Raw genomic sequence first — 13,658 nt, 5'->3', positions numbered from 1 at the left:
CCACCGTAGCCGCCGCCGTAACCGCCTTCGTCACCGCCACCGCCGCCGCCCGAACCGCCGCGGCCGCCGAGCATCTGCATCTGGTCGGCCACGATTTCGGTCGAGTAGCGGTCCTGGCCGTCCTGGCCCTGCCACTTGCGCGTGCGGATGCGGCCTTCGATATAGACCGACGAACCCTTCTTCAGGTATTCGCTCACGATTTCCGCCAGACGGCCGAAGAACGCGACGCGATGCCACTCGGTCATTTCCTTGAAATCGCCGCTCGCCTTGTCCTTGTAACGGTCGGTCGTCGCGAGACGGATGTTCGCAACCGCGTCGCCGCTCGGCAGGTAACGGACTTCAGGATCGGCGCCGAGATTGCCGACGAGGATGACCTTGTTGACGGATGCCATGTGTTTCTCCAGTAAATTCGATGCCGGGCCGCCCGCGCCTGTCGCCGGAACGGCCCGCCGGGCAAGCCGGCACGCGGCCGGTGCCTGCCAGAAATAAGGTTCAGGCCTTGCGCGGCGGCGCTTTCATGCTGGCCGCGATTATAAGCCACGCAGCCACGAGCCCCGAGCACGTATAGAACACCGTGTTCGCGCCGCCGTGCTTCAACAGCCAGCCGCCCACGATGCCGCCGAGCGCGAGCCCGATCGACTGCGTGGTGTTGTAAACACCCGTGGCCGCGCCCTTGCGCGAACCCGGCGCGAGCTTCGACACAAGCGACGGCTGCGACGCTTCCAGGATGTTGAACCCGAGGAAGTAGACGAACAGGATCGCCGCCACAATCAGGATGGTATGCGGCGCGCTGCCCAGCAGCAATTGACCGATCAGGATAGCCAGAATGCCGCCGAGCAGCACCGGCTTCATCTTGCCCCGTTTTTCCGCGACGATGATCGCCGGGACCATCATCACGAACGCGAGCCCCATCACCGGCAGGTAGACCTTCCAGTGCGCGGCGACCGGCAGCCCGCCGTCGACCAGCAGGCGCGGCACGACGAGGAACAGCGCCGTCTGCGTCGCGTGCAGCACCAGCACGCCGAAGTTCAGGCGCAGCAGCTCGACGTTGTGCAGCACCTCGGCGAACGGCGCGGGCACGTGCACGGGTTTCGCGGCGTCGGGCACGATCCACAGCACGACGCCGATCGCGACGATAGACAGCACGCCGACGATCGCGAACAAGCCGCTCATCCCGACCCAGTGGAACACGATCGGCGCGCCGACGATCGCGACCGCGAACGACACGCCGATCGACCCGCCGACCATCGCCATCGCCTTCGTGCGGTTCTGCTCGGAGGTCAGGTCGGCAATGAACGCGAGCACCGCGGACGACACGGCGCCCATCCCCTGGATCACGCGGCCGACGATGATCCACGTGATGTCGTGCGCGAACGCGGCGACGAAGCTGCCGATCGCGAAGATCACGAGGCCCGTGGCGATCACCGGCTTGCGGCCGAACTTGTCGGACGCCCAGCCGTAGAAGATGTAGAACAGCGACTGCGTGACGCCGTAGGCCCCGAGCGCGATACCGACGAGCAGCACGTTGTCGCCGCCCGGGATGGTTTTCGCGTAGACCGAGAACACCGGCATGATCATGAACAGGCCGAGCATGCGCAGCGCGAAGATCGCCGCGAGCGACGTGGTCGCGCGCAGTTCGGGCGCGGTCATGCGGGAAGACGTGGCGGACGGATTGGACATCGGGAATGAATTTCGAATGATCGGGGTGTCCGCCCGGCGGCGGGCGGCGGAAGATCAGGACCGGCGGCCCGGGAGGCCTGGCGGACGACGCGTCGGGGCGCGATGCCGGCAGCCCGCGGGCCGCCCGGAACCGTGCGGCGCGACCGCTTTCCCCGGTGCGGGTGTCGCCTTGCTGCCACCTGCTGTAAAGGCTGGGGGGCCGTAAACGACGGTCTCGAAAAGCCGTTATAGTAGCAGGTTTGGTTCCCTCCATTTTCGCCAGGTTCATGGAACAGATCCGTATCCGTGGGGCACGCACCCACAACCTGAAAAACGTCAATCTCGACCTGCCGCGCCACAAGCTGATCGTGATTACCGGGTTGTCCGGGTCGGGCAAGTCGTCGCTCGCGTTCGACACCCTTTATGCCGAGGGCCAGCGCCGCTACGTCGAAAGCCTGTCCGCGTATGCCCGCCAGTTCCTGCAGTTGATGGAGAAACCCGACGTCGACCTGATCGAGGGCCTGTCGCCCGCGATCTCGATCGAGCAGAAGGCGACGTCCCACAACCCGCGTTCGACCGTCGGCACGGTCACCGAGATCCACGACTACCTGCGACTTTTGTACGCACGTGTCGGCACGCCGTACTGCCCCGACCACGACATCCCGCTCGAGGCGCAGAGCGTGTCGCAGATGGTCGACGCGGCGCTCGCGCTGCCCGAGGAAACCAAGCTGATGATCCTCGCGCCCGTCGTCGCCGACCGCAAGGGCGAGCACGCCGAGCTGTTCGAGGACATGCAGGCGCAGGGCTTCGTGCGCTTTCGCGTGCGCTCGGGCGGCGGCACCGCGAACGAAGGCGTCGCGAAGATCTACGAGGTCGAGTCGCTGCCGAAGCTGAAGAAGAACGACAAGCACACGATCGACGTCGTCGTCGATCGCCTCAAGGTGCGTCCGGACATGAAGCAGCGGCTCGCCGAATCGTTCGAGACGGCGCTGCGCCTCGCCGACGGCCGCGCGATCGCGCTCGAGATGGATACCGACCGCGAGCACCTGTTCAGCTCGAAGTTCGCGTGCCCGATCTGCTCGTACTCGCTGCAGGAGCTCGAGCCGCGCCTGTTCTCGTTCAACAACCCGATGGGCGCGTGCCCGGAATGCGACGGCCTCGGCCAGATCACGTTCTTCGACCCGAAGCGGGTCGTCGCGCACCCGTCGCTGTCGCTCGCCGCCGGCGCCGTGAAGGGCTGGGACCGCCGCAACCAGTTCTACTTCCAGATGCTGCAGAGTCTCGCGGCATTCTACGAATTCGACATCGACGCCGCGTTCGAGGATCTGCCGGAAAAGATCCGGAAGGTGCTGCTGTTCGGCTCGGGCAAGCAGACGATCCCGTTCTCGTACATCAACGAGCGCGGTCGCACGACGATCCGCGAGCACGTGTTCGAGGGGATCATCCCGAATCTCGAGCGCCGCTACCGCGAGACCGATTCGGTCGCGGTGCGCGAAGAGCTGTCGAAGTACCAGAACAACCAGCCGTGCCCGTCGTGCGACGGCACGCGGCTGCGCCGCGAGGCGCGCCACGTGCGGATCGGCACCGGCGACTACGCGCGCGGCATCTATGAAATCAGCGGCTGGCCGCTGCGCGACGCGCTCGGCTATTTCGACGGCCTGACGCTCGAAGGCGCGAAGCGCGAGATCGCCGACAAGGTGATCAAGGAAATCGTCGCGCGCCTGACGTTCCTGAACAACGTCGGCCTCGACTACCTGTCGCTCGAGCGCAGCGCCGAGACCCTGTCGGGCGGCGAGGCGCAGCGCATCCGGCTCGCGTCGCAGATCGGCTCGGGCCTGACGGGCGTGATGTACGTGCTCGACGAGCCGTCGATCGGCCTGCACCAGCGCGACAACGACCGCCTGATCGCGACGCTCAAGCACCTGCGCGATCTCGGCAACTCGGTGATCGTCGTCGAGCACGACGAGGACATGATCCGCACGGCCGACTACGTCGTCGACATGGGCCCCGGCGCGGGCGAGCACGGCGGCGTGATAGTTGCCGAAGGCACGCCGAAGCAGGTGCAGTCGAACCCGCAGTCGCTGACGGGCCAGTACCTGGTCGGCAAGCGCACGATCGAGTACCCGGACGAGCGGCTCGCGCCCGATCCCGAACGGATGCTGCGCATCGTCGACGCGCACGGCAACAACCTGAAGCACGTCGATCTCGACCTGCCGGTCGGCCTGCTGACCTGCATCACCGGCGTGTCGGGCTCCGGCAAGTCGACGCTGATCAACGACACGCTGTATCACGCGGTCGCCCGCCACCTGTACGGCTCGTCGGCCGAGCCGGCGCCGCACGAGGCGATCGAGGGGCTCGAGCACTTCGACAAGGTGATCAACGTCGACCAGTCGCCGATCGGACGCACGCCGCGCTCGAACCCGGCCACGTACACGGGCCTGTTCACGCCGATCCGCGAGCTGTTCTCGGGCGTGCCGACCTCGAAGGAGCGCGGCTACGATCCGGGCCGCTTCTCGTTCAACGTGAAGGGCGGCCGCTGCGAGTCGTGCCAGGGCGACGGCGTGCTGAAGGTCGAGATGCACTTCCTGCCGGACGTCTACGTGCCGTGCGACGTGTGTCACGGCAAGCGCTACAACCGCGAAACGCTCGAAGTGCAGTACAAGGGCAAGAACATCAGCGAAGTGCTCGACATGACGGTCGAGCACGCGTACGAGTTCTTCAGCGCGGTGCCGGTCATCGCGCGCAAGCTGAAGACGCTGCTCGACGTCGGCCTCGGCTACATCCGCCTTGGCCAGTCGGCCACGACGCTGTCGGGCGGCGAGGCGCAGCGCGTGAAGCTGTCGCTCGAGCTGTCGAAGCGCGACACGGGCCGCACGCTGTACATCCTCGACGAGCCGACCACCGGCCTGCACTTCCACGACATCGCGCTGCTGCTGGAAGTGATCCACCGGCTGCGCGACCAGGGCAACACGGTCGTGATCATCGAGCACAACCTCGACGTGATCAAGACGGCCGACTGGGTGATCGACCTCGGCCCCGAAGGCGGTGCCGGCGGCGGCCAGATCATCGCGCAGGGCACGCCCGAGCAGGTCGCGAAAACCAAGGCGAGCTTCACCGGCAAGTACCTCGCGCCGCTGCTCAAGCGCCCGACCCGCAAGGTCGCGGCCGGCTGACGCCGGCCCCCTTCCCGCGCGCGGCCGCCCGGCCGCGCGCGCGTCCCGGCGCCCCGCGCAACCCGCTTCCCCTCGTTTTCCCTTCTGCGTTTACACCACGCGCCAAACCGTCCCGTTGCGGACCATAATGGCAGCTATACTTTACGGTCGTAAGGTTCGCCACCCGCACCAATCCGGTGCAGAACCGGGCGAACACGGCTCTGCCTCGCATTCCGCGGCATGACACACGAACGACAGGAATCCACAATGGAGAAGCAACCCGACTCGTCTCGCGATACGCACAATCGCGAACCGCACCTGCGCAGCGTGCGGCTGACGAGTGACTTCAGCCTGCCGAAGCTGTCGGCACTCGAGATCGGCAGCTATGCGTTCGCGATCCTTTCCATGTGGCTCGTGATCGAGCTCAAGCTGCTCGGCGGGCTGCTGGCCGGCCTGCTCGTCTACCAGCTGATCCACACGATCGCGCCCGCGATCGAACGCCACACCACGAGCATGCGCGCGCGCTGGGTCGCCGTCGTGCTGCTGTCGATCGCGATCGTCGGCGCGTTGACGGGCCTGACGATCGGCATCATCGAACACTTCGAGCGCACGGTGCCGAACCTGCAAAGCCTGCTCGATCAACTGATGCAGATCGTCGAGCAGACCCGCGCGCGCACGCCGGCCTGGATCGCGAACCTGCTGCCCGTCGACGTCGAGCAGATGAAGACCAAGGCCGCCGTGCTGATGCACTCGCACATGGACCAGCTCCAGCAGAGCGGCAAGAGCGTCGCGCGCGGCTTCGGCCACGTGCTGTTCGGGATGATCATCGGCGCGATGATCGCGATCGGCGTCGAGCACGGCAAGGTGCGCCGGCCGCTGTCGACCGCGATCGTCACGCGCGTGTCGCGCTTCGCCGATGCATTCCGCCGGATCGTGTTCGCGCAGATCAAGATCTCGGCGATCAACGCGGCGTTCACGGGCATCTACCTGCTCGTCGCGCTGCCGATCTTCCACCAGCGGCTGCCGTTGTCGAAGACACTCGTGCTCGTCACGTTCATCGTCGGCCTGCTGCCCGTGATCGGCAACCTGATCTCGAACACGCTGATCGTCGCCGTGTCGCTGTCGGTCAGCATGGGCACGGCGATCGCATCGCTCGCGTTCCTGGTGGTCATCCACAAGCTCGAATACTTCCTGAACGCGAAGATCATCGGCGGCCAGATCGAGTCGCGCGCGTGGGAGCTGCTGCTCGCGATGCTGATCATGGAAGCCGCGTTCGGGCTGCCCGGCGTGATCGCCGCGCCGATCTTCTACGCGTATCTGAAGCGCGAGCTGTACCTGCTGCGGCTGATCTGACGCAGCGCTGCCCGCTCGGGCAACAAAAAACGCCGCACCCCGGAAAGGGTGCGGCGTTTTCGTTTCGAGGCCGTCCGGTGCCCGGCCGATCAGCGGAACACGACCGTCTTCGTCCCGTTCAGCACGATCCGGTGCTCGACGTGCCACTTCACCGCACGCGCGAGCGTCACGCACTCGACGTCGCGGCCGATCGCGGTCAGCTGGTCGGGCGTCATGCTGTGGTCGACGCGCTCGACTTCCTGCTCGATGATCGGGCCTTCGTCGAGATCGGTCGTCACGTAGTGCGCGGTCGCGCCGATCAGCTTCACGCCGCGGTCGAACGCCTGGTAGTAAGGCTTCGCGCCCTTGAAGCTCGGCAGGAACGAATGGTGGATGTTGATCGCGCGCCCGGCGAGCTGCTCGCACATGTTCGGCGACAGGATCTGCATGTAGCGCGCGAGCACGACGAGATCGGCCTGGTGCTCGTCGATCACTTCCAGCACGCGCGCTTCCTGCGCGGCCTTCGCGGCATCGGACGAACCGCCGATCAGCGGGAAGTGATGGAACGGGATGTTGTAGCTCGCGGCGAGCTGGTAGAACTCCTTGTGGTTCGACACAATCGCCGGGATCTCGATCGGCAGCTGGCCGGTGCGATAGCGGAACAGCAGGTCGTTCAGGCAATGGCCGATCTTCGACACCATGATCACGACGCGCGGCTTCACGGCCGCGTCGTGCAGCTCCCAGCGCATCGAGAACTGCTCGGCGAGCGGCGCGAATTCCTTGCGCAGCGTGTCGAGCGCCGTCGCGGCATCCGTGCCGTCGCCGTCCTGCTCGAAGTGCACGCGCATGAAGAACTCGCTGGTGCGGCTGTCGCCGAACTGCGCCGAATCGAGGATGTTGTTGCTGCGCTCGAACAGGAAGCCCGAGACCGCGTGGACGATGCCGTGCCGGTCGGGGCACGACAGTTTCAAGATAAAGCTGTGATCGGTCGGCATGACCGCTACTCCCTTTGTTTCCGTATTCGTCAAATTGCCCGTTCGCCCCGCCTGACCGCGCGCCGCGGCGTGCGTCATGCGGCCGGTACGAACAGCGCGTCGATGCCGGCCGCGTCGGCCGCCGGGATCCAGCGGTGGCGCAGCAGCGTGTCGAGCGTCGCGAGGCTCGCATCCATCGTCGCGCGGCCTTCGCGCAGCCAGCCGATCACCTCGGGCACGCCGGCCAGCAGGTGTTCGGCCACTTCGCCGTCCTGGTTGCGCGGCGCGAAGTCGGGCGGCAGCGGCAGGTCGTACACGAAGATCAGTTCGGACTGGGTGCCTTCCGGCAGCGAGTTCAGCACCTGCACCGCGCGGCCCGCGATCGCGCGCGCGGCCAGTTCGGGCGGAATGCCGGCTTCTTCCCAGCACTCCTTCGCGAGCGTCTCGTGAACGCCCAGCCCCCAGCCGATGCCGCCCGCGACGACGTTGTCGAGCATGCCGGGGTCGGTGGCCTTGGTCGCGCTGCGGCGGCCGAGCCACATCTGCGGCACGGCCGCGGCGCGCGGCGCGCCCGGCGCAACCGCATATTCTACGATGCCGTTCAGATGCACCGCATAGGTCTGCGTGCCGAAGAAGCGCGACGCGGCGCGCTCGATGTACGCGAGCGGCGGGTCGTCGAAGCGGTTGCGGATCGCGTAGATCTCGTCGCGCCAGCCGGGAATCGCGCCGTCGGCCGCCAGTGCGCCGATCGCGCTTGCGAGCGCCATGCTGCGCGCGTCGACCGAGTCGTAGCGCGCCGACAGCACGACGCGCTCGCCGGTCAGCTCGAACACGTCGGGCCAGCGCGCGAGCTTCGCGACGTCCTGACGGCGCACCCAGCCGACCGCCTGGCCGGCGATCTCGAAACGCAGGTGCGCGGCCGGATCGAAACGGCGCGCGGCCGCGATGCACGGAAACGTCATCGCGATCAGTCCTTCAGCGCGACGCGGATGCCGATCGCGATGAACGTCGCGCCGGCAATGCGGTCGAGCCACACGCCGGCCTTCGGGCGGCGCTTCAGCCACGTGCCGATCATGCCCGCGCCGACGCCGAACAGCGAGAAGACCACGGCCGTCTGCAGCATGAACAGCGCGCCGAGCTCGAACATCTGCAGCGTCACGCCCTGCGCGCCGTGCGGATCGACGAACTGCGGCAGGAACACGACGAAGAACAGCGTGACCTTCGGGTTCATCAGGTTGCCGATCACGCTCTGCCGGAAGATCGTGCCGAGCGGCTGCGGCGGACGCGCATGCGCATTCGCGAGCCCCTGGCTGCGCAGCGCCTTGATGCCGATCCACACGAGGTACGCGGCGCCCGCGAGCTTCAGGATCTGGAACGCGACGGGCGACGAACGCAGCACGGCCGCGACGCCGAGCGCCGCGAGCGTCGTGTGGAACAGGATCCCGGCGGTGAAGCCGAGCGCGGCGACGAAGCCGGCCGCGCGGCCCTGGGAGATGCCGCGCGCGAGCACCTGCAGGTTGTCGGGACCGGGCGCGAACGTGATCGCGATCGACGTGGCGAGAAACAGCATGAAGTTGGGCATCGTGACCTCGCGGGATGACGGACGCTGACGCTCAGTGGCCGCCGAATTCGGTGACGGTATAGACGGGCAACCCGGCGTTGCGCAGCAGCGTCGAGCCACCGAGATCGGGCAGGTCGATGATCGCCGCGCCTTCGACGACCACCGCGCCGAGCCGCTGCAGCAGGTTGCGCCCCGCCATCATCGTGCCGCCGGTCGCGATCAGGTCGTCCATGATGATCACGCGATCGCCCGGGCGGCACGCGTCTTCGTGGATCTCGACCGTCGCGCTGCCGTATTCGAGATCGTACGATTCCGAGCGCGTCTTGTACGGCAGCTTGCCGACCTTGCGGATCGGCACGAAGCCGACGCTCAGCTCGTACGCGACGATCGGCGCGATGATGAAGCCGCGCGCGTCGAGGCCCGCGACATAGTCGAGCTTCGCGTCGACATAACGTTCGACGAACAGGTCGACGAGGATGCGCAGCGCCTTCGGGCTCTGCAGCAGCGTCGTGATGTCGCGGAACTGCACGCCCGGCTGCGGCCAGTCGGGCACCGTACGGATCTGGCTGTGGATGAAGGCGACCGGATCGAGCGGTGCGCCCGGCGACGAGTGCGGCATGAAACTCTCCGAAAAAAACGGTGCGCGAAGATCGGGCACCGTTTCGAATAAATACGGGTCAGGTTGTGAATCGCGACTCAGGCGGCGGCGGCCGGCGGATCGCGCCGATGGCGCGACAGCCGCTCCTCCGCGAGCGCGAGCGCCTCGGGCAGCCCGCGCAGCACGACGATGTCGCTCGCGCGCAGCTTGGTCTGCGGGTCGGGTTCGACGCCGCGGATACCATGGCGGCGGATCGCCGTGACTTCCAGCCCCAGCGCATACAGCCCGAGTTCTTCCAGCGAACGCCCGACCGCGTCCGCGCGCGCGTCGACCGGCACCGATTGTAGCCGCACCTGCTCGTGGTCGTCGTCGTCCGCATCGTCCGCCCCGCGGAAATAGCCGCGCAGCAGGCTGTAACGCTCGTCGCGCATTTCCTCGACGCGCCGCACGACCTTGCGCATCGGCACGCCGACCAGCACCAGCGTGTGCGACGCGAGCATCAGGCTGCCCTCGACGATCTCGGGAATCACCTCGGTCGCGCCGGCCGCGAGCAGCTTCTCGAGATCGGCATCGTCGACGGTACGCACGATCGCCGGCAGCGTCGGCTCGAGCTCGTGCACGTGGTGCAGCACGCGCAGCGCCGACGGCGTGTTCGCATAGGTGATCGCGACGGCCGCCGCGCGGTGGATACCGGCCGCGAGCAGCGACTCGCGGCGCGCCGCGTCGCCGAATACCACCGACTCGCCGGCCGCCGCGGCCGCGCTCACGCGATCGGGGTCGAGGTCGAGCGCGACGTATGAAATGCCTTCCTGTTCGAGCATCCGCGCCAGGTTCTGCCCGGCACGGCCGTAGCCGCAGATGATCACGTGGCCGCGCTGCTTCAGGCTTTGCGTCGCGATCCGCGTCATCTGCAGCGACTGCTGCATCCATTCGGTCGACGACAGCCGCATCACGATCCGGTCGGCGTTCTGGATCAGAAACGGCGCGGCGAGCATCGACAGCAGCATCGACGCGAGGATCGCCTGCAGCAGCGTCGAATCGACGAGATGCCGGTCGAGGATCAGGTTCAGCAGCACGAAGCCGAACTCGCCGGCCTGCGCGAGGCCGATGCCGGTGCGCATCGCGACGCCCGGCGTCGCGCCGAACAGCCGCGCGAGCCCCGCGATCATCGTCGCCTTGAACAGGATCTGGCCGACGAAGAAGCCGAGCACGAGGAGCGGGTGCTCCCAGATCACGCGCGGATCGAGCAGCATCCCCGTCGTCACGAAGAACAGGCCGAGCAGCACGTCGCGGAACGGCTTGATGTCCTCTTCCACCTGGTGACGGAACGGCGTCTCGGAGATGAGCATCCCCGCGATGAACGCGCCGAGCGCGAGCGACAGGCCGAAACGGTCGGTGACGAACGCGGCGCCGAGCGTGACGAGCAGCAGGTTCAGCACGAACAGTTCCTGCGAGCGCCGCCGCGCGACGACGTTCAGCCAGCGCGTCATGAAACGCTGGCCGATGACCAGCAGCAGCGTCAGCGCGATCACGATCTTGACCGCCGCGAAACCGAGCGTGATCGCGAGGTCCTTCGACGATTCGGCGCCGAACGCCGCGATCACGATCAGCAGCGGCACGACCGCGAGATCCTGGAACAGCAGCACGCCGAAGATGTTGCGGCCGTGCTCGGTCTCAATCTCGAGGCGCTCGGCGAGCATCTTCGACACGATCGCCGTCGACGACATCGCGAGCGCGCCGCCGAGCGCGATGCTGCCCTGCCACGTGATGTGCACCCAGCGCTCGAACAGCGCGCCGAGCACGAGCGCGAGCACGAGCGTCGCGACGACCTGCAGCAACCCGAGCCCGAACACGAGCCGCTGCATCGCCCTCAGCTTCGCGAGCGAGAATTCGAGGCCGATCGAGAACATCAGGAACACCACGCCGAATTCCGCGAGGTGCTCGGCCCGTTCGAGATCCGCGGCAACGCCGAACGAATGCGGGCCGACCAGGATGCCGACGGTCAGATAGCCGAGCATCGGCGGCAGGTTCAGCGAACGGAATACGACGACGCCCACCACCGAGGCCAGCAGCAGCAGCAGGGTCATTTCGAGCGGGGAAATCACAGGCGAAGCGTCCTCGTTCGTCGGGGCCACGGCAATGCGGGCGCGGGTGGTGGCGGTGGACAGGCGACCTCGGACGAGTCCGAGGGCCCGGCGCGGCGAACAAACGCCTTTGCTATACTCCGCGCATGATAGCGAAAATCAATGATGATCGGGCGCTCGCGCTCGCCCGCGACGTACTCGACATCGAGGCGGACGCCGTGCGCGCGCTGCGCGACCAGCTCGACGGCGGCTTCGTCCAGGCCGTCGCGCTGCTGCTCGGCTGCCGCGGCCGCGTGGTGGTGTCCGGTATCGGCAAATCGGGGCATATCGCCCGCAAGATCGCGGCCACGCTGGCCAGCACCGGTACGCCGGCCTTCTTCGTCCACCCCGCCGAAGCCAGCCACGGCGACCTCGGGATGGTCACCTCCGACGACGTCTTCATCGGCATCTCCTATTCCGGCGAGTCGGAAGAACTCGTCGCGATCCTGCCGCTCGTGAAGCGGATCGGCGCGAAGCTGATCGCGATCACGGGCCGCGCGGAGTCGAGCCTCGGCACACTCGCCGACGTGAACCTGAACGCCGCCGTCTCGAAGGAAGCGTGCCCGCTGAACCTCGCGCCCACCGCGAGCACGACCGCCGCGCTCGCGCTCGGCGATGCGCTCGCCGTCGCCGTGCTCGACGCGCGCGGCTTCGGCTCGGAGGATTTCGCGCGCTCGCACCCGGGCGGCGCGCTCGGCCGGCGCCTGCTCACCTACGTGCGCGACGTGATGCGCTCGGGCGACGACGTCCCGTCCGTCGGGCTCGACGCGACGCTGTCGGACGCGCTGTTCCAGATCACCGCGAAACGCCTCGGCATGACGGCCGTGGTCGACGCCGCCGGCAAGGTCGTCGGCATCTTCACGGACGGCGACCTGCGCCGCGTGCTCGCACGCGACGGCGATTTCCGCACGCTGCCGATCACCGACGTGATGACGCGCGACCCGCGCACGATCGCGCCGGATCATCTGGCGGTCGAGGCCGTGGAACTGATGGAGCGCCACCGGATCAACCAGATGCTGGTGGTCGATGCCGACGGCGCGCTGATCGGCGCGCTGAACATGCACGACCTGTTTTCGAAGAAGGTGATCTGATGAGCGCAGCGCTGACTGCGGCCGAACGCGCCAGCCGCGTGAAGCTGATGATTTTCGACGTCGACGGCGTGCTGACCGACGGCGGCCTGCTGTTTACCGCGGCCGGCGACACGATGAAGTCGTTCAATTCGCTCGACGGCCACGGCGTGAAGCTGCTCGGCGAAGCCGGTATCGCGACCGCGATCATCACGGGCCGCCGCTCGGAGATCGTCGCGGCGCGCGCGAAGGAAATGAAGATCGCGCACCTGTTCCAGGGCGTCGAGAACAAGCTCGCCGTGTTCGCCGACCTGATCGCCTCGCTCGGCCTCGCCGCCGACGCATGCGGCTACATGGGCGACGACTGGCCCGACCTGCCGGTGATGCTGCGCTGCGGCTTCGCGACGGCCCCCGCGAATGCGCACCCCGAGGTGATCGCCCGCGCGCACTGGGTGGCCGAGGCCCGTGGCGGCCAGGGCGCCGTGCGCGAAGTCTGCGACGCGATCCTGCGCGCGCAGCGCCGCTACGACGCGCTGCTCGCGGCGGCCTGCGGAGCCTGACGGATGAATACGCATTTCCGCTGGACCCAGCTGCTGCCGCTCGGCGCGGTCGCCGCGCTCGCGGGCGTCACGTGGTGGCTGCTGCAGGCCACGCTGCCGCCGCCCGGCGAGGGCACCGTGCAGCCGAAGCGCCACACGCCCGACTATTTCGCGGACAACTTCTCGGTCACCGAGCTCGACCAGTCCGGCTCGACCCAGTACCGGCTGACGGCCGCGAAGCTGATCCACTACGAAGACACCGAAAGCAGCGACCTGACCGATCCGGCCATGCGCGCGTTCCAGCCCGGCAAGCCGGTCGTCACGACCACCGCGAAGCGCGGCACCGTCAACGGCGACGTGTCGATCGTCGATTTGTACGACGATGCCCGCATCCTGCGCGCGGCCGGCGGCGGCGATCCGCAGATGCAGGCCGATTCCCAGCATTTCCGGATCTTCGTCAATGACGATGTGATCCAGACCGAAAAGCCGGTTAAACTTCAGCGCGGCCTGTCGCTCGTCAACGCGACCGACGGCATGAAGTACAACAACGTCACCCGGGTCATCGAGCTCTACGGCAACGTGCGCGGCACGATTGCCGCCGCGGACACGTCCGGCGGCTCGAAAGGTCAACCCAAGTGACGCATCCCTCACGT

At 67.5% G+C, this 13,658-nt stretch carries 12 protein-coding genes; 5 read left to right on the top strand and 7 right to left on the bottom strand.

From position 1 onward, the window contains the following. Nucleotides 1–392, bottom strand: a 392-nt coding sequence (gene ssb / locus G3N62_RS18435; RefSeq protein ID WP_206141274.1) for a single-stranded DNA-binding protein, incomplete at its 3' end; no start/stop codon positions are given. 100 nt (nucleotides 393–492) lie between these two features. After that, a complete protein-coding gene (locus tag G3N62_RS18430) occupies nucleotides 493–1,680 on the bottom strand; it encodes an MFS transporter (protein ID WP_034189286.1) in 1,188 nt (395 codons plus the stop codon). 266 nt (nucleotides 1,681–1,946) lie between these two features. Between G3N62_RS18430 and uvrA the strand changes: the two genes are divergently transcribed. Both uvrA and G3N62_RS18420 read left to right on the top strand, forming a co-directional pair. Further along, a complete protein-coding gene (gene uvrA / locus G3N62_RS18425) occupies nucleotides 1,947–4,832 on the top strand; it encodes an excinuclease ABC subunit UvrA (protein ID WP_034189285.1) in 2,886 nt (961 codons plus the stop codon). A 246-nt stretch (nucleotides 4,833–5,078) separates the two neighbouring features. Then, entirely contained in the window at nucleotides 5,079–6,164 is a 1,086-nt protein-coding gene (locus G3N62_RS18420) for a hypothetical protein (protein WP_185733088.1), read from the top strand. An 89-nt stretch (nucleotides 6,165–6,253) separates the two neighbouring features. Here the strand turns inward: G3N62_RS18420 and purU are convergent, their stop codons facing one another. The 5 genes from purU to G3N62_RS18395 form a co-directional block, all read right to left on the bottom strand. Then, on the bottom strand, nucleotides 6,254–7,138 hold the full coding sequence (purU, locus tag G3N62_RS18415) for a formyltetrahydrofolate deformylase (protein ID WP_034189283.1): 885 nt from the start codon (nucleotides 7,136–7,138) through the stop codon (nucleotides 6,254–6,256). A 74-nt stretch (nucleotides 7,139–7,212) separates the two neighbouring features. Then, nucleotides 7,213–8,079 (bottom strand): NUDIX hydrolase family protein, encoded by an 867-nt coding sequence (locus G3N62_RS18410; RefSeq protein ID WP_034189282.1) that lies wholly within the window; start codon nucleotides 8,077–8,079, stop codon nucleotides 7,213–7,215. Between the two features lie 5 nt (nucleotides 8,080–8,084). Next, a complete protein-coding gene (locus G3N62_RS18405) occupies nucleotides 8,085–8,699 on the bottom strand; it encodes a LysE family translocator (RefSeq protein ID WP_034189281.1) in 615 nt (204 codons plus the stop codon). Nucleotides 8,700–8,730: 31 nt separating this feature from the next. Beyond that, on the bottom strand, nucleotides 8,731–9,297 hold the full coding sequence (locus G3N62_RS18400; protein WP_034189280.1) for an adenine phosphoribosyltransferase: 567 nt from the start codon (nucleotides 9,295–9,297) through the stop codon (nucleotides 8,731–8,733). Between the two features lie 77 nt (nucleotides 9,298–9,374). Then, nucleotides 9,375–11,381, bottom strand: a complete 2,007-nt coding sequence (locus G3N62_RS18395; RefSeq protein WP_034189279.1) for a monovalent cation:proton antiporter family protein — start codon at nucleotides 11,379–11,381, stop codon at nucleotides 9,375–9,377. 125 nt (nucleotides 11,382–11,506) lie between these two features. On the opposite strand from G3N62_RS18395, the gene kdsD reads away from it, so the two are divergent. From kdsD to lptC, 3 genes are read left to right on the top strand one after another with little or no spacing between them, the layout of a single operon-like run. Further along, nucleotides 11,507–12,490, top strand: a complete 984-nt coding sequence (gene kdsD, locus G3N62_RS18390) for an arabinose 5-phosphate isomerase KdsD (protein ID WP_034189278.1) — start codon at nucleotides 11,507–11,509, stop codon at nucleotides 12,488–12,490. Beyond that, complete coding sequence (locus tag G3N62_RS18385) at nucleotides 12,490–13,026, top strand: HAD family hydrolase (protein WP_034189277.1); 537 nt, start codon at nucleotides 12,490–12,492, stop codon at nucleotides 13,024–13,026. Before kdsD ends, G3N62_RS18385 begins: the two co-directional genes overlap by 1 nt. 3 nt (nucleotides 13,027–13,029) lie before the next feature. Then, nucleotides 13,030–13,644, top strand: a complete 615-nt coding sequence (gene lptC / locus G3N62_RS18380) for an LPS export ABC transporter periplasmic protein LptC (RefSeq protein ID WP_034189276.1) — start codon at nucleotides 13,030–13,032, stop codon at nucleotides 13,642–13,644. Nucleotides 13,645–13,658 lie beyond the last annotated feature (14 nt).

The sequence above is a fragment of the Burkholderia sp. Tr-20355 genome, from assembly GCF_017104685.1.
Taxonomy (GTDB): Bacteria; Pseudomonadota; Gammaproteobacteria; order Burkholderiales; family Burkholderiaceae; genus Burkholderia; species Burkholderia seminalis.
The sequence above is the reverse complement of the archived record's forward strand: the minus strand, read 5'-3'. Positions and strand labels throughout refer to the sequence as shown.